8 protein-coding genes are annotated in these 18,275 nt (G+C 34.8%); 6 read left to right on the top strand and 2 right to left on the bottom strand.

The window, feature by feature from the left end; translation table 11 throughout:
- Window positions 1–1,256 precede the first annotated feature (1,256 nt).
- Window positions 1,257–1,922: a hypothetical protein gene (locus MST30_RS13500; RefSeq protein WP_243471932.1), complete on the bottom strand. Its 666-nt coding sequence runs from the start codon at window positions 1,920–1,922 to the stop codon at window positions 1,257–1,259.
- 181 nt (window positions 1,923–2,103) lie between these two features.
- Between MST30_RS13500 and MST30_RS13495 the strand changes: the two genes are divergently transcribed.
- Window positions 2,104–2,628: a 5' nucleotidase, NT5C type gene (locus tag MST30_RS13495; RefSeq protein ID WP_243471931.1), complete on the top strand. Its 525-nt coding sequence runs from the start codon at window positions 2,104–2,106 to the stop codon at window positions 2,626–2,628.
- 81 nt (window positions 2,629–2,709) lie between these two features.
- On the opposite strand, the gene MST30_RS13490 is transcribed toward MST30_RS13495, so the two are convergent.
- The gene (locus MST30_RS13490) at window positions 2,710–3,294 is read right to left on the bottom strand and encodes a peptidase associated/transthyretin-like domain-containing protein (RefSeq protein ID WP_243471930.1); all 585 of its coding nucleotides are present in this window, start codon (window positions 3,292–3,294) and stop codon (window positions 2,710–2,712) included.
- A 425-nt stretch (window positions 3,295–3,719) separates the two neighbouring features.
- Between MST30_RS13490 and MST30_RS13485 the strand changes: the two genes are divergently transcribed.
- From MST30_RS13485 to MST30_RS13465, 5 genes are all read left to right on the top strand, one after another.
- Window positions 3,720–4,178, top strand: coding sequence for a hypothetical protein (locus MST30_RS13485; RefSeq protein ID WP_243471929.1), 459 nt, complete (start codon window positions 3,720–3,722; stop codon window positions 4,176–4,178).
- Window positions 4,179–4,447: 269 nt separating this feature from the next.
- Entirely contained in the window at window positions 4,448–5,770 is a 1,323-nt protein-coding gene (locus MST30_RS13480; RefSeq protein WP_243471928.1) for a beta-helix domain-containing protein, read from the top strand.
- A gap of 71 nt (window positions 5,771–5,841) precedes the next feature.
- Window positions 5,842–7,311 carry a T9SS type B sorting domain-containing protein gene (locus MST30_RS13475; protein WP_243471927.1) on the top strand — a complete coding sequence of 490 codons (1,470 nt, stop codon included), beginning with the start codon at window positions 5,842–5,844 and terminating at the stop codon, window positions 7,309–7,311.
- Between the two features lies 1 nt (window position 7,312).
- The gene (locus MST30_RS13470; protein WP_243471926.1) at window positions 7,313–9,958 is read left to right on the top strand and encodes a PorP/SprF family type IX secretion system membrane protein; all 2,646 of its coding nucleotides are present in this window, start codon (window positions 7,313–7,315) and stop codon (window positions 9,956–9,958) included.
- Between the two features lie 67 nt (window positions 9,959–10,025).
- The gene (locus tag MST30_RS13465) at window positions 10,026–18,248 is read left to right on the top strand and encodes a T9SS type B sorting domain-containing protein (RefSeq protein WP_243471925.1); all 8,223 of its coding nucleotides are present in this window, start codon (window positions 10,026–10,028) and stop codon (window positions 18,246–18,248) included.
- Window positions 18,249–18,275: the final 27 nt, after the last annotated feature.

Below are 18,275 nucleotides of genomic sequence, written 5' to 3'. Positions count from 1 at the left end.
CCCTCAACAACACACACTGGCATTGAAACAAACCCAAAACAACCAAACGATCTGTCATCCTGAACTCGTTTCAGGATCTAATTACAAAGCAGTCTCATAAAAAGAAAACCCACACATCACGTCAGTTCGAGTATTTTATTCGAAGCATGAGAATAAAATGTATCGAGAACCCCTCAACAACACACACTGGCATTGAAACAAACCCAAAACAACCAAACGATCTGTCATCCTGAACTTGCCTGTGCTGAACTTGTTTCAGTATTCAGTCTCATAAAAGAAATCACACACATCACATCAGTTCGAGTATTTTATTCGAAGCATGAGAATAAAATGTATCAAGAACCCCTCAACAACACACACTGGCATTGAAACAAACCCAAAACAACCAAATGATCTGTCATCCTGAACTTGTTTCAGGATCTCATTACAAAACAGTCTCATAAAAGAAAACTCATACATCACGTCAGTTCGAGTATTTTATTCGAAGCATGAGAATAAAATGTATCGAGAACCCATCAACAACACCCACTGCAGCGCATCAAACCCAAATTCCGACACCGTCGGAAACTGCTGTCAGCAGTATATATAAACAAAATCCGTTAAGAATGGCTGAAGCCTTGGAAGCCATTATTGTCATGCTGAACTTGATTCAGCATCTCATTTAAGTACAAGAATTTCTCAAAAAGAATTCAAGATGTCTTAAACAATGAATATCGACGAATAAAAAAGTACATAAGAAAAACACAAACCATCACCACAAGAAACAGAACAGTCTATAAAAGAAAACCCACAAATCACGTCAGTTCGAGTAAAATGCGACAAGCATTTTGTATCGAGAACCAACAAAACATAAACAAATGTCATTCCGAGCACAGCGAAGGAATCTCAAATAATAGAACACAATCTAAGCCGTCAAGTCAGTTCGAGTATTTTCAATCACTAACAAAGCGATTAAAAATAAACACCAAACAACAGGTTCACCCGTATGTACTTCGGGTCTAATCCCGATATAATTCGGCATTCCTTCGGATAAACCACGGATAACATTCGGGTAGAAAGCACAGCAAACAACACAGACCATTATAAAACAGCGATGCCCAGTACAACCCCTAAACATCCAAAATATATAATTGTCCTATAATTTACATTATGTAAAATAGTATTTTTACAACCACACTCTATTACTTAGATATTACCAAATGAAAAAGCCTGTACATAACATACAGGCCTCAATAACAAAATTTATGAACAATAACTTATTGATGTCTTCTAACAAGAATTACAGCGCTACTATCAAAACAAGATCCAAAAAACGCACTACCACCAAAGTTAGGATTAAAACTCATCACATAAGGATGATAACCAACCTTAGTAGACGTCCAGTAAAAAAGGTTTTCATTAAAGTTACCAATACCTTGCATATGCACATTATTAAATATAGCCTCTACAGATGCTTTACTTGGTACAAACCAATCGTCATAATCTCTGTACATTAAATCTGTAGCAATCTTAAAAACATAGTCATCACTACCAAACTCAAACCCATTTGGTACAGTACTATTATCGTTAAGGTTGCCATCTACTAAAAGCTGTGTATTAGTTTGACCATCACCAATAAGTTCTCCATTAGTTAAATCAAAATGGTCTCCCCAAGATTTAGTACCAATCTCAGAGTAATCAGCAGCTATCATTAAAGAACCATCAGTTTCATCAACATAATATATATATCCACCACCATATTCTATTCCATGTAAGGCTTCTACTCCAACTTCAGCAGTGATATCCAGGACAGCAACACCATTTTCTAAATTCTGTAATACAGTAAGATTGGCATTATACTGTGTAGGATCTATACTGTTGTCGTCGTCATTAGAACAGTTAAACAAGAGTAATGCAAATACGATAAGATAAACGTTTTTCATAGTAATTAATATTTTTTTGGTTTATATATAGAAAACAACCCAGTTATAAAAACTCCTGAAAAACGATTCATATTTTTCAAAATCACCACCACCATATTGCGAAATCATTAAATCTTTATAAAGTTTCCTTAAATACCTTGTCAACACTTTATATTATGGTTTGCTTTGTAAAAAAAGAACGATGCTCACAATATTTGTAGATATGGATGACGTACTTGCCGACACTTACGGTAAGCACATAGAATTATACAACGAAGAACACAAACAAGAACTCTCACTAGCGCATATAGAATCTGGAGAAGTATGGCAAAATGTCCCAGAAATTCATCAGGAAAGTATATGGCAACATGTACACAAAGAAGGCTTTTTTAGAGACTTAGAGCCTATAAAAGATAGTATTCAGGTTATGGAAGCATTGTGCAACAAGCATAACGTATATATTGCTACTGCTGCAACCCAGTTTCCTAACTCGTTAAAGGAAAAAAGCGACTGGTTAGATGAGCATATGCCTTTTATAACTTGGCAGCATCGTATTATGTGTGGCCATAAGTTTATCCTTAATGGTGATTTATTAATTGACGATAGAAGCTACAACTTAGAGCGCTTTGCTGGTGATACCTTGTTATTTGATTCCCCACACAACCAACACGAAACAGACTATACACGTGTATATAATTGGTTGGAAGTTGCTGAGCGTTTGTTGTAATTAATAGTGATACACCTTATTAATATAAATAAAAAAGCCCTGAACATAAAATCAGGGCTTTTGCGGTTATTAATTGTATGACTACTTTATAGGTTCAGTATCATCAGACAATATGATATCTTTTTCGGCAACTAAAATGCCATCCTCTTTCTTAGTGGTTAAAATTCTTGCAGTATTTCCTTTCTTCTCTAAACGTTTTCTGCAACGTTTGGTTAACATAGGATCTTCATCAAACAATAACGATTCTAATTGTACTTCTTCCTTGGAGGTTTCTTTAATAATAGGAAAGATTTGTTGCATTTGGTTATAACGCCTATCATTTCCAGGTACAAATGTGTAGAATGTATATCTACCATCAGCGTCTGTTTTTACCCAACTTCTATGGAATACGTAACGTTTGTCATCTGTATGTCTTAGATCAAAGTCACCATCTTCATCAGGTTGTTCTATAAAAAGAATAACGTCTTTGGCTGGCGTCACACCATCACTCTGGTAAATAACACCTGTTAATTTTAATTTATTAGTCTTAGATCTAAAATCTGGGATAGTATCTGTGTTAGTCAACTGGTCCTCTGCCCTATCGTAAATAGGACTTTCTTGTGCATAACTAACATTAAATGCACTATAAAAACAAATCAAACAAAAAGCTGCGATTAAATTTTTCATGACGAATACTGATTTGGGTTCCGTCAAATTTGGTTCAAAAAAATGGTAGTGCCCTAAAAATCATGTGATTGCAATAATTTTGCGATGAACTGTAAAAAGATGCAAAATTTGACGATGAAATACATCCAAAAATTCGCAATTTATAGATGTGTTTTTTATTTAAGCTTATTTTTATTTCTCTCTTTTTCCAAAAAAAAGTTAAAAAATATTGTCTTTTTTAAGTCTATATTCATGTTTAAAAGTGTTAAAATGCGCCTATGTATTTTGTCGGTAAAATTAGCACTTAATCCACTATTTATGCAGTTTATCCAAGAAATATGCATTTAAAGTGTTAAAATTTTTTGAAGAAAAATAGGTGAAATTAGTTGTTTTTGTGATTATTTTATATAGATTTGTCACAGTAAGCCCAAATCAAAACTATAAATATGAAAACAAAACTTACTTTATTTAGTGCTCTTTTTTTCCTTATGATAGGTTTTGGAAATGCACAAAAATCAAAGGATGATGATTCACAAAGTATCATTAGTGGTAAGGTTAATATATCTAAATATCACAGTAGAGAACAACTAGACGATATGTCTAAAGGTGAATTATTAACTTTATATATAGAGCGTATAGAAGTTATTGTAAATATTTTACCAAATATTGCATTTGCTACTAAGCCTGGTGTAACTATGAAATCATTGGGCATACCAGAAACAAAAGAAAATAAAAAGGCGTTAGAAGATAATAAAGAAGCTTCTGATGAATATTTTGAAAGTACTGTAGAATTTCAAACCAAAATCCTACCCTATTCGGATACCAACGATCTTATAGCAGCGATTTTGTTTTACGAATCTACTTTAAAAGCTTTACATACATACAACGATTTCAAAGAGGATTAGTCTATAATCAATTTCATGTTTTTTAACCTCGCAAAACTGCGAGGTTTTTTATTTTCTATTTTATAATATTCAAATTATTGATAATCAATTAGTTAATATCCAATGGATTTTTATGTACGAAAATCATATTTTTGTAGGAAAAATAATAAATATGTATTAAAATTATGTATTTCAACGATAATTTCTTGTATTTCATAGGATTAATTCCTATGTTTGAGGCAATTAGTTGAAAAATTACTTTAAAACCCAAATTAACAAATTTAACTACTATGAAAAATTGTATTAAAACCGCGCTTATTTTTCTATTAGTGTTAAGCAACTGTTTTGCACAACAGGAAAAAGGAATAATCGGCTACGATAACTGGCTGAATTCCTGGACAGAGTTTAAACCTAGTCAATCTGAGTATGGTGAACCAACCCAGATTTTAAGTGGAAAGATTTCTAAAGACACAAAATTACTAAAGAGAGATGTTTATCTTCTTATTGGCGATGTGTTTGTAACCGACAGTGCTACATTAACTATAGAACCTGGAACTAAAATCCTTGGTGATTTTGATTCTAAGGCTTCATTAATTATTAGCAAAGGGGCAAAACTAGTTGCTAAAGGTACTCAGACAGATCCTATAGTTTTTACCTCGAGTAGAGACAGTAAAAAAGCTGGTGATTGGGGCGGCATATTTCTTTTAGGTGATGCTCCTTTAAATACATACGGACAATTATCGTCTCTTAATTACGGTTTAAAACCTTCTTCTACAGAGCATATTGCTTATGGAGGTAATAATACTGAAAGCGAATCTGGTATCTTAAAATATGTAAGAATAGAATTTGCTGGTAAAAGAACTAAAAATTATGGCTACTTCAATGCTTTAACTTTAGCAGGTGTTGGTAACAAAACAGTTGTTGAAAACGTAATGGTAAGCTATTGTGCTGGTAATTCATTTAATATCCTTGGAGGATCAGTAATTCTAGAAAAATTAGTGTCTTACCGTTCCAAAACAAATGACTATGAGTTTAATTTTGGTACCCAATGTCAGTTAATCAATTCATTAGCTATTAGATCTCCTTATGTTTCTAGTGCAAACGGTTCTAGATGTATGGTTGTAAAATCTTATGACAATAAAGAAGAGTCTGATACTTCTAAACGTCAAACATTTGTAAATGCAGAAAACCTAACCTTGGTTAATGTTTCTGATAATATCAAGTCAGATATACAGGTTGGTCTTGTGCAAGAGGCTATTTATATTGGTGCTGATGCATCTTTCGCTATTAATAAAAGTGTAATTTCTGGCTTTTATCCTGCTGTTATTCTAGATGATAAGATTGCACTTAACAACGAAAACCTTGAAAAAATTCAGTTTACTAAAACCTACTTTAATAACTGTAAAGGAAATATTTACAGAAAGGGATATACCAATAATGATGATTTAGAAAGCTGGTATGGTAGTAGAGCTTTTAGCAATCTATATGCTAAAGGATCGGATAAAGAAACCTTTATTGCTGCTTCAGATAACAGAACTCCTGATTTTAGATTACAAGTAAATAGAATTATTGCCTCTAACGATTTTATAGATGACGATGAGGATGACGATTAGTTTTCAATAATAAACTATTGATTAACCTACCCTAACACCAAAAGCCTATAGATAAAAATTACAATAAGCATATGCCTCAAACTACTAAACTAAATAAACTGCTTATCTCCCTCTGCCTAGTTTTAGCTTTTCTTTCACTAGAACAAGTTCAGGCGCAGCTAGTTATTGGTCAGCCTAATTTAGGCTTTACTCAGGCGTGTGCTAGTGATTCTTTTAACACCTATAGTGCTACATTTGTATTTTCACCAACGTCTGCTTTAAACGCTTCAAATCAATTTACAGTTGAATTATCTGATGGTGATGGTGATTTTTCAAATGCTGAAGTTATTTATACATCTTCACCTGGATGGATTACAACATCGCCAGCAACTGTAGATTTTTCTATTCCTGAAACTACAGCTGGTGAGAATTATAGAATTAGAATAAAAAGTAGCTCTCCAGTAGCTACCAGCACACCTTCTGTACCTTTTGCGGCATATTACAAGCTTCAAGATTCACCTTTTACAATTAATAATTTAGTATCAACAGGTGCTTATTGTACAGGTGGAAGTTATCTTTTAACTATAGATAATCCGGGAACTGGCAATAACGATTCTCCATTAAATTATCCTTCTTTAACTTTTAACTGGTATAAGGAAACTGGCCCTACAACTTCTGTTTTTGTAGCTGAAGGGTCTTCTCTACTCGTTGATGAAGAAGGCACTTATTTTGTAGAAACTAATTATGGTACATGTACATCTAACTCATTTTCAAATCGAGTTACAATATCAGAAGTTAGTACTTCTGGTGAAGGAGATGTCACCATATCATCTAGCTTAGGAAATCCTTATTGCCCAGAACAAGGTCTTACAACATTAAGTACAGTTGGAGGTAATAGTTATCAATGGTTTAAAGATGGTGTAGAAATACCAGATGCAACTAATCAAATGTACCAAACTAATGAGTCTGGTATGTTTTCCGTTCAGGTAGATTTAGGAGAATGTTCTGCTTTTGGTACTATAGATTTAGTAAGCGAACTCTTTAATAGTGAAATAAATGTTGATGATGTTAATCAGATTTTTGAAGGAGAAACATTAACTATTGAAGTTACAACAGATGCTGTTAGTCCAGAATTTACTTGGTACTTCAACAATCAAATCATTGTTGGTGCCACTGAAGATTATTATGATGCTACGGAAATAGGAAGCTATAGTGTTGTTATTTCTGAAACTGCTGGTTGTAATGGCTCTAGAACCTACGATTTTGTTATAGAGCAAGGTGTAGAACCTTTTCCAGATGTACCTAATATACCAAATGTTATCAGTCCAAATGGTGATTTAATTAATGATACTTGGGTAATCCCATTACAATATACAAGCGGTACCAATACTGAGGTAATGATACTAAACGAACAAGGAAAAGTCGTTTTTCATACCTTAGATTACCAAAACAATTGGCCAGAAGATGATTTAAATCTTACAAGCGTCAATCAAGTATTCTACTATATCATAACACCAGTAGAAGGTGATGTAAAAAAAGGATCAATAACTATAGTCAAGTAGCATGAAAACACATCTATTCATACTATTCATATTGACCCTTTCTATGCAAATGGCATTTTCTCAGCAAGATGATGGAGTGGTTTCTTTTGATTTACCAATACGAAACTCTTTGGTATTTAATCGTTACAGCATCAACCCTACTTTCACTTTTGTTAGAGAACAAAACAAATACATCAGTTTTAACAACAAGCGTCAGTGGGTTCAATTTGATAATGCTCCAGAAATGTTCTTAGGAAGTTATTCTGGTCGTTTTTCTGAAAATATTGGTGCTGGTATTGCAGCCTTTCAACAAAATTATGGTGTCTTAACTACTTTTGGTGGCTTATTAAACTTTGCATATAACGTTAAGTTAAATACTAATAACAATTTAACCTTCGGACTTAATGCTGCTGCCTATAAAAGCGGTATCAATACGTCTAACATTATAACAAATTTTGATGATCCTTCATTACAAAATGTTCCAGAAAACTTTTTACTAACCGTAAATCCAGGTATCAATTTCGGAACTGAGTTTTTAGATTTTGGTGTTTCTATAAACAATTTGGTTTTATATAATATTGAAACGTCTTCAATGATAGAAGACGATCCTAAACAAGGCATTCAAGCACATATAATGCATACAGGATTTTTTGATGGACGCGGCTTTTTTAAGGATGCCAAATTCTCAGGAATCTTAATGTCAGAATTCAGAAAAGACGAAACACTAATATCTGGATTAGTAACATTAAGTGTGCCTAAAGGAATTTGGTTTCAAGCAGGCTATAACAATCGTTATGGTGTATCTGGTGGTTTAGGTCTTAATGTAACTAAGAATATTGCTATAGAATATAACATTGAAAAATCTATAGGTGAATTAGTAGAGTTTGGTACTTCACACGAAGTTACACTAGCATATAGATTCATCAGTAAAAAGAAATACGATTACAGCGGTGACGAAGAAGTTAGTGGATTGTTTACCAAAAAGCGTAATAAACCTATAGTAAAAGCTTCAGAAGAAGAATTAGCTGGTATAAGAGAACGCGCAGCAGAACGTAGAGCGCAAGCCAAATTAGATAGAGAAGCTGAAGAAAAAGCTAAGAAAGATGCAGAAGCCAACGCATTAGCTGAAGCACAAGAGAAAGCAAAACAACTTGCTGAAGAAAAAGTAGAGCGAGAAGCTAAAGAAAAACTTGCTCGTGAAGAAGCCGCTGAAAAAGCTAGATTATTAGCAGAGCAAAAAGCCAAGGAAGATGCTGAAAGAAAAGCTCAAGAAGAGGCTGAAGCGAAAGCAAAAGCATTGGCAGAACAAAAAGCTAAAGAGGAAGCCGAAGCACAAGCCAGAGCAAAGCAATTAGCTGAACAAAAGGCTCGTGAAGAAGCCGCTGAAAAAGCAAGATTATTAGCTGAGCAGAAAGCCAAGGAAGATGCCGAAAGAAAAGCTCAAGAAGAGGCTGAAGCTAAAGCAAAAGCAATGGCAGAACAAAAAGCTAAAGAAGAAGCCGAAGCACAAGCCAGAGCAAAACAATTAGCTGAACAAAAGGCTCGTGAAGAAGCTGCTGAAAAGGCAAGATTGCTAGCAGAACAACAGGCCAAGGAAGATGCCGAAAGAAAAGCTCAAGAAGAGGCTGAAGCGAAAGCAAAAGCATTGGCAGAACAAAAAGCTAAAGAGGAAGCCGAAGCACAAGCCAGAGAAAAACAATTAGCTGAACAAAAGGCTCGTGAAGAAGCAAGATTATTAGCGGAGCAACAAGCTAAGGAAGAGGCCGAAAAAATGGCCAATGAAGAATTGGTAGAAAATCCTAAAGATGAGATTGGTAAAACTATAGCTTCGCTTACTAAAGCTGCTGAATCTTCAAATGAGCAACAGAATAAACTTTTAGAAGAATATGAAAAGATTGTTAATACAAAAGACGAAGATTTAAAAGACTTAAAAGAAGAAAATGATTTAAGTGATCAAGGTATAGTTGTTAAGCCAAAACCTTTTAAAAGTGTTACTGCTGAGAACAATAAACTTAATGCTATTAAGTCTAATTTAGATGAAGTTATTGAATCACAATCTAAGAAAATCGACTCTTTAAATTCACTTTATGAAGAACGATACAAAACCACTAAACTTGATGAAGTAAACTTATTCTATAGAAAGAAAATCGAAGACTTAAAGCTTAAACAGGCAGAAGCTAAAACGTTAAGAATACAGCTTAATAATAGATTAGAGTTGATTAAAGAAGCAACTGAGTTTGAAAAGAGAAGACGAATTAAGCGTGCAGCTTACGATAATGAACAAGACAGATATACTCAGGATAGAGCAATGCTTCAAAACATTAAAAGAACAACAAAATTAGCTGAAACACCATACACTTCTGATGATTTTGATTTTGGTCAAGAGCAGAGTGAGAATATTCAGATTTTAAAGAATGTAAGCAATACCGAGAGTGGTTATTATCTCATCATTGCTGTTCATAGCGATATAAATAAGAGAAACGAATTTTTAACTAAAGTTGTAGCCTCAGGACGTACTAACGTAGATTTCTTCTACGATGTCAACACAAGTAAATACTATGTTTACTACAGTAAGTTTGATAGTATTAGTGCTGCCAATAAAGCTATGGAAGACAAAGGAAACAGACCATATAATGTAAAAATGTCCCTCGTGAAAATAGAAAATTAATAAGTTAAGCCATTCTTTACAGATGCTTTGCCCCAAGTAAATGTGAGGAATTAAAACCACAAGTATCATGAAAAAACCTACTTTTTCAAGAGCATTAATAGTCATAATAGCACTATGCTTTGGCATAGTCAGTTATGCACAAAATTATGTGCCATTCACACCAAGATTTAATGAGGATTTAAAAGGAGACATTGTATTAATTGGGAATAATATTTTGGGTCCAGATAATAATCCTTTCAATAATGGAAGTGTTTACAACCATAATGTCGATATGCAATATATCGATATAGATGGTGACCCTTCAACATTTAGTTCCTCGAGTGCAGATTTAGAAATTCCAAATCCAAATTGTTACCGCATTATTTACGCTGGCTTATATTGGGGAGCTGTAAATCCTGGTGATGAACCTATTACTGACGTAAGATTAAAAGGACCTACAGGTGGATATACTGACATAACTGGTACTATAATTTTTGATGCTAATGGCTCAACTATAGATGGTGGAGATAGCTTTTCTTATGCTTGTTTTGCCGACGTTACTGACTTTGTAACCAGCTTTGGTTCTGGTGCAGATCTTGGAACTTATACTGTTGCCAATGTTTCTTCAGGTGTTGGAGAAACAGCTAATTTCAACCCTTACAATGGTACAGGTCAATCAGCAGGATGGTCTTTATTCATAGTTTATGAAGACCCAACGCTTCCGGGTAAATCTATCACTAGTTTTGATGGATTTAGTGCTATAAGTGTTCCTGGTGGGAATCCTAACTTAGATATTCCTGTGAGTGGATTTAGAACAGTTCCTGCTCCTGCGCCAGTAAGGGCTAATTTTGCTTTTGCTACGCTTGAGGGAGATAGTCCTATTTTAGGTGATAGACTACGATTAAATGGTGTTAGTTTATCTACGGCAGATCGTCCTGTATCTAACTTTTTTAATAGCTCAGTAACACGACTTGATGCTACACCAGTTACTAACCGTGTGCCCAATAGTACAAATACACTTGGTTTTGATACAGGTACCATTGCAATACCTAATCCAGGAAACTCTGTAATAGCAAATGATGCAACATCTGGTACAATAAGATTAGAAACCAGTGGTGATACATATTTTCCTTACTTCTTTGCTTTTGCAGTGGAAATTATTGAACCAGACATTGTACTTACTAAAATTGTAGAAGATGATGCAGGTAATGATATTGGTGGTCAATTAGTAGATCTTGGAGCTCAATTAAACTATGTGATTGGTTTTCAGAATGTAGGTAATGATAACGCTACTAATTTTCAAATTAGAGATATTTTACCAATCAATATTATTTATAACCACCCAACAGATTTAATTCTTCCTCCAGGTGTAACTGTAGCTAGTTATGACCCTGTAACTAGAGAGTTGGTTTTTGATATTGATAATTCACTCGTGGAAGAAAATGATCCTCGTTATGAAATACGAATTGAAGTACAGGTTGTAAATAGTTGTGGTGATTTAGCAGATGCGTGTTCAAATATTATCAACAACCAAGCTTATGCAACTTATAATGGATTTTATAATCCAACATTTCAAATTACAGACGATCCAAGTTTGAATAGTAATACAGGCTGTTTATTATCACCTCAAGCAACTAACTTCTTAGCAGATTTAGATTGTGAATTTGTTGAAGAAATTATTCTTTGTGGTGATACTGTAGAACTTACAGCAGCCAATGGTTATGATTCTTATGCTTGGTCTACAAGTCCAACAGGTACACCTGTTATCGGAAATACTCAAACTATTACAGTTGATGCAACGGGAACTTATTATTCTTTTAATACTGCTGTAGCTCCTTGTCAATCTATAGAGCAAATTTATGAAGTTGAACTTTTTGGTGGTGACATTGAAAATCCTGTAATTCCTTATGCTGATGAAGTAGTAACTTGTCCTAATGATGGTAAATTACTACCAAACATTTTCTTATGTGGTGCGGATGACTCAAGATTTATTGAAACCAATATATCTGATTCAATTTCTATTATTTGGGAGCAGTTAGATGAATCTAGTTGCGCTGCTGTTTCAGATCCAGATTGCGCTAATGAAGATCCTGGTTGTACATGGAATGAAGTCGTTACAGGTGCTGACTTTTTAGCAAATACTGCTGGTCAATTCAGATTGACTATCAACTATCCTGGTGGTTGTTTCAATCAGTTCTATTTTAATGTTTATCAAAATCTATTAGTTCCAACGGTTGTTTCAACAGATATTATTTGTACTACTAACGGAAGTATTACGGTTAACGACGTGCCTTCTGGTTATGAGTTTAGTATAGATGGTGTTAATTATCAATCGAGTAATGTATTTACAGTTACAACACCTGGAACGTATTCAGTTTATGTAAGACAAGTTGGTGTACCAACAAACCCATGTATTTTTGGTGTTCCTGATGTATTGATTAGAGAACGTGATTTTACAGTAACTTCAACAATTACTCAGCCACTTTGTTTTGGTGATAAAGGAAGTATACAATTAGCTGCTAATGATGTAGATCCTCAGTATACCTTCACCCTTAGTGAAAATGACACTGTAGTAAATACAGTTGGTCCAATCATTGAAAACACCTATGTTTTTGACAATTTAAATCCAGGAACTTATACAGCAACTGTAGAAACTGAAAACGGTTGTTTATATTCTGAAGATGTTACAATTGTTGAACCACCTTTATTAACGGTAACTGCAGCTGTCACTGTACCTCTAACTTGTACTGATGGAGAAATAACTATTTATCCTGAAGGAGGAACACCTCCTTACTTCTACTTTATTAATGGTTCTACAGATTTTCAAACTGTACCAGAAATTGTGGTGACTTCAGCAGGAACTTTTGACATTCTTGTGGTTGATTCAAACAACTGTACAGCGACAACTACAATCTCGGTAGATGAAATTCCTGCACCAGAATATAATGTAACTACAACAGACATATTATGTGGTGGTACAGGTGATACAGGCACAATTACTATCAATGTTACCAATCAAAATGGAAATGCTATTGAGTACAGTATTGATGGCGGAGTTACATTCTCTAATGCATCATTGTTCACAGGATTAGCAGCAGGAAATTACGATGTTGTTTTACAATACACATCTGGACCTTCGGTTTGTACAACGAATCCTCAAACAGTAACTATTATTGAAAATACAGCCATTTCTGGTACAGCAGAGCTTTCTGCACCTTACACTTGTAATGGTACAGGAGAAATTACTGTAACAAGTGTGTCTGGCGGAAATCCACCATACGAATACAGTATAGATGGTGTTAATTTTCAAACAAGTAATGTGTTCACTGGCTTAACGCAAGGCACATATACCATCACTATTAGAGATGCTAATATTTGTACAGCTGTTACAAACACTATTACAATAGATGCTTTAAATCCTCCAACAGACATGGATTTTACAAGTACTCCTGTAACGTGTCCTGATTTAACTAGCGATGTAACCATATCTAACGTTGTTGGCGGAAATGGTACTTTAGAGTATCAAATTATAGCACCTGCTTCTGCTACTACAGCGTATCAAACTTCAAATGTGTTTACTGGTCTTGCACCTGGTACGTATACATTTCAAGTAAGAGATGAAAATGATTGTACATATAGCGAATCATATACTATAGATCCTATCCCAAGTCCAACTATAAATGTTGTACTTACTGAAACTTTAGATTGTACTGCAACTCCTGATGCTGAGTTAACAGGAACCATTACTGGAACTGCTCCTTACACCTATGAAGTTTCTATCAATGGTGCTCCTTACAGTGATTTAGGAAGTACAACTTCAACATTTACTTATAATACTGCTACCGCAGGCACATATCAATTCCAAGTTACGGATGCTAATGGTTGTACAGCTGAATCTAGTGTTATAACAGTAAATCCTATTTCTCCACCTGCTTTTAGCGCAGTTGTTGAAAGCCAGCCAATACTTTGTAGTGGAGATGCTAATGGATCTATTAGCATAACTATCGATAATACAGTAGGTACTCCTCCATTTACTATTAATGTTAATAATGATACAACAGGAACTGATTATGGCACACAAACTTCTGGCTTGACTGCCGGTACTTATACGATTACCATTACAGATGCTAATTCATGTTCAACTACTGAAAATATTACACTTACTGAGCCAGATGCTATCACATTTGATTTAAGTAAGGTTGATATTACCTGTAATAATCCTGGAGGTTCTTCTTTAGGTTCTATTACAGTTGAAAATATTGCTGGAGGTACAGCTCCATTTACCTATTTCATTTCTAACAATTTTGGAGATATCATTCCAGGCAACCCTTATAATGCAACTTCTAATGAAGATCATACGTTCAATATTATTAACTACGGAAATTATACTGTTAATGTTGTAGATGCTAATGGGTGTAGTTTGTCTCAACAAATAACGATGGCTTCTCCTCCATCTGATTTATTGATTAACGTCAATATTTCTGTACCAGATTGTACAACTGGTGGAACTGCTGAAGTTACCGCAATATCTGCTGTAGGTAGTGGTAGTTATGAGTTTGGAATTTTAGAATTCAATACTATTCCTTATACAACAAGTTATTTACTACCAGATACTCCAGGTGGAGATACAAGAACTTTTTCTAACTTAACTCCTGGTGTGGTTTACACCTTTGTGGTTCATGATTTAGTAACAGATTGTTACTTTGTAAAAGCTGCGGATTTTGCAATAGATCCTGCTTCTACCCTAACCTCTACTGTGGCTCCAAACAACGTTACTTGTCTTGGTGCAGCTGATGGAAGTGTAACCTTTACAATAGATAATTTTGATAGCACAACAACATCTGTTGATTACACCATCTATTCTGCTTATGATAATCAATTGGTAGATGGACCAAACACTATTGCGGTAACATTTGGTACTCCTGAAACGGTTACAACTCCAAACCCTGGAACATTAACTCCTGGTCAATATTACTTAGTGTTTACAGAAAATGGTTCAGGTTCTTTTAATGGATGTGAAACAGCTTCACAAATATTCGAAATTTTGGAATCTCCTGTAGCTTTAGATTTAACTGTTTCTGTTGATCAAAATGCTAATTGTAATCCAAACTCTGGTGTTATTAGTGCCATAGGACAAAACGGAACTGCACCATATCAATATCAAATCACGACAACTGCTACTGCTCCACTAGCTACTGATACTGGTTGGGATGTTACAAGTGTATTTAATGTCGATGCTGGCACTTACTACATTCATGTTTTAGATGCTTATGGATGTATTGTAACAAGTCCTGCTACTATTGTAGATATGGATATTTCACCTCAAATATCAGCTTCAGTTACTAATACTTGTGAGCTACAAGATGGTAATTATGAAATCGTAGTCAACTTAGACACACCTAGTACAGCTCCATATAGTTTTAGTATAGATGGAGGCGCTTTTCAAACACAGTCTGCACCTTTCACGATTTCTAATGTATTTGCAGGTACACATACCATAGAAATCCAAGATGCTAACGGTTGTTCTGATTTGGTAACTATTGATGTTGCTGAACCAATCGATGTTGTTGCAGATGCTACCGCAATGCCATCTTGTAATAATGATGATGGTGAAATTACAGTAACTGGTTATGGTGGTTCTGGTTCTTACGCATATAGCATTTCACCTAGTCCAGCTTCTGTAAGTTTATCTGGTAATACCTTTACTGGTGTGCCTTCAGGTATTTATACAATTACAATTACTGACACTGTACTATCTTGTACTTCTGAAACTACGATTTCAGTGAGTGAGCCTACTTCACCACAGTTTACGTTAACATCTGATAGTGTAACGTGTTTTGGTGACAATACAGGTGCCTTCGATATTAATATCACAAACTTTACTGGTGCTTATACCTATGAAGTATTTAATAGTCTTGGTACATCTGTTACGGGCATTGTAAATGCAAACACAGCTACAAATCCATTAACTGTAACAAGTATGGAAGCAGGTAGCTTTAATGTTGTTATAACTCAAACAGATTTCCCATATTGTTCTAATTCAGGAAGTGTGGTTATAAGTTCTCCGCAAGAGGCTTTGACTTTAAATCTAGTTGAATCTTCAAACGTAACGTGTACAGACAGTGAAGGTACAATAACAGCTATCGCTGATGGTGGTTGGGGCAATTATGAATATGAATTAACAGGTGATGCTACTGTTGCTTTTTCTTCAAATAATGTATTCGAAAATTTATCAGCTGGTACATATACTGTAAACGTTAGAGATGCTGAAGGTTGTATTGCTTCAGAATCTATAACACTTAGTTTACCAAATCCAATAACAGCTACATTTACACCAAGTACAACAGTTTTAGATTGTTTTAGTGATCAGAATGCAAGTATAACGGTAGATATGGTTTCTGGAGGGCAAGGTAGTAACTATGTATATACTTTAAATACTATTTCGCCAGTTGCAAGTTCTTCTGGTCCACAAACATCTAATGTATTTAACGATTTAGGTGCTGGAACCTACACAGTAACCATTACTGATGGGTATGATTGTGAAATGACTTCATTAGAAATTGAAATTGCTAATCCTACACCACTAGATGTTGATTTAGTAAGAACAACAACACAAACCTGTTTAACAGAATCTACATTAACACTTAGTGCTTCTGGTGGAACAGGTCCTTATGAGTATAGTGATACAAGTAGTTTTACAAGTGTTTTAGGAAGTTTTGCTTCTTCTACAACATTTTCAGTTACCGAAGGTACTTACAATTACTACGTAAGAGATACTAACGGATGTATTTCTAACGTATCAAATGATATTACAGTTGATCCATTACCTGAGTTAGTTATAAATCTACAATCTTCTAATCCAACCATTAATTGTGCTGGTGACAATACTGGATCAATTTTAGCCACAGCGCAAGGTGGATTAGGAGATTATAGTTATACACTTCAGGATACCTCTGGAACGACAATAAACGCCACTCAGAATACTCCAGGTTATTTTACGGACTTAGTAGCGGGTGATTATTTGGTCATGGTAGAAAGTGGAGATTGTGAGGTCACTTCTGCTCCAATATCAATCACAGAACCTTCTACTTCGTTGGACGCAACAATTGAGATAAACAATATTACATGTGCTGGTAGCGACAATGGTTCGGTTATCGTATCTGCTTCTGGTGGAACGGGAACAATTCAGTATGCTATTTCACCACAATTAAATCAATTTTTTGAAACGAATACGTTCGAAAATCTTTCAGCTGGAGACTACACATTAATTGTTCAAGATCAATTAGGTTGTTATTTAACGTTCGATTTTACGATTGTAGATCCTGAACCAGTAATCATTACTATTCTACCTGATGCTTTCTTCCCAGAAACTTGTGATGGTGAGGGAGATGGTGAATTTAGTATTGAAATTGATGGTGGAAATTTACCATACAGCGTGAGTCTAGACAATTATGATGGACCATATACAACTGGAAGTGCAACTCAAACGGTTTTCGATTTTACTAATCTTGAAGGTGGAGATCACATCGTTTATGTTAGAGATGCGCAAGGTTGTGAGTCTGAGTGGAACATCACATTCCCTGAGCCTGTCGTGATTAATCCTGAAATTAATTTAGAATACACCTGTGAGAATAATACACAAAGTAATATGGTTACCGTGACTATCGATGCTTCAAACGAAGATTTATCTGAATTTGATTACTCGTTAGATGGTGGTGACTATCAATTAAGCAATGTATTTGAAAATGTACCTGTAGGAACAGGACATTACATAGACGTAAGACATACTAATGGTTGTATTCAAAGAACAGAATTGTTTGATATTGAAGGTTATGAGCCTGTTGCTCTAACCTTAGCTGAAGGTGAACTTAATGAAATTATTGCCAATGCAACTGGTGGAACAGGAGATTATACATTCACAATGAATGATGAAAACTATGGTAGTACAAATACTTATAATATTACAGAGACTGGTGTATATGTCGTAACAGTTACCGATAGTGCTGGTTGTACTGCTGAGGCAGAAATTGAACTAGAATTTGTTGGTCCTTGTATACCAAATTGGTTTACACCAAATGGTGATGGCGAATACGATACTTGGGCACCTGGTTGTGTTGACAACTACCCTAACCTAACCTTTGATATTTTTGACCGTTACGGTCGTAAAATAGCTACCTACAGAGTTGGTGAAGTTTGGGATGGCAGATACAATGGTCACGAATTACCTACTGGAGACTATTGGTTTGTTGTACAAACTAACGACCCAAATGTGAACAAAGAATTTGTTGGCCACTTTACCCTGTATAGATAACCCTTAATCTAATGAACTAAACCTACT

This window comes from Winogradskyella sp. MH6 (genome assembly GCF_022810765.1).
GTDB lineage: Bacteria > Bacteroidota > Bacteroidia > Flavobacteriales > Flavobacteriaceae > Winogradskyella.
The sequence above is the reverse complement of the archived record's forward strand: the minus strand, read 5'-3'. Positions and strand labels throughout refer to the sequence as shown.

Excerpts from the sequence above, each read along its gene's own strand:
- MST30_RS13500 (WP_243471932.1), bottom strand. The coding sequence starts at position 1,922 with ATGAAAAACGTTTATCTTATCGTATTTGCATTACTCTTGTTTAACTGT.
- MST30_RS13495 (WP_243471931.1), top strand. The coding sequence starts at position 2,104 with ATGCTCACAATATTTGTAGATATGGATGACGTACTTGCCGACACTTAC.
- MST30_RS13490 (WP_243471930.1), bottom strand. The coding sequence starts at position 3,294 with ATGAAAAATTTAATCGCAGCTTTTTGTTTGATTTGTTTTTATAGTGCA.
- MST30_RS13485 (WP_243471929.1), top strand. The coding sequence starts at position 3,720 with ATGAAAACAAAACTTACTTTATTTAGTGCTCTTTTTTTCCTTATGATA.
- MST30_RS13480 (WP_243471928.1), top strand. The coding sequence starts at position 4,448 with ATGAAAAATTGTATTAAAACCGCGCTTATTTTTCTATTAGTGTTAAGC.
- MST30_RS13475 (WP_243471927.1), top strand. The coding sequence starts at position 5,842 with ATGCCTCAAACTACTAAACTAAATAAACTGCTTATCTCCCTCTGCCTA.
- MST30_RS13470 (WP_243471926.1), top strand. The coding sequence starts at position 7,313 with ATGAAAACACATCTATTCATACTATTCATATTGACCCTTTCTATGCAA.
- MST30_RS13465 (WP_243471925.1), top strand. The coding sequence starts at position 10,026 with ATGAAAAAACCTACTTTTTCAAGAGCATTAATAGTCATAATAGCACTA.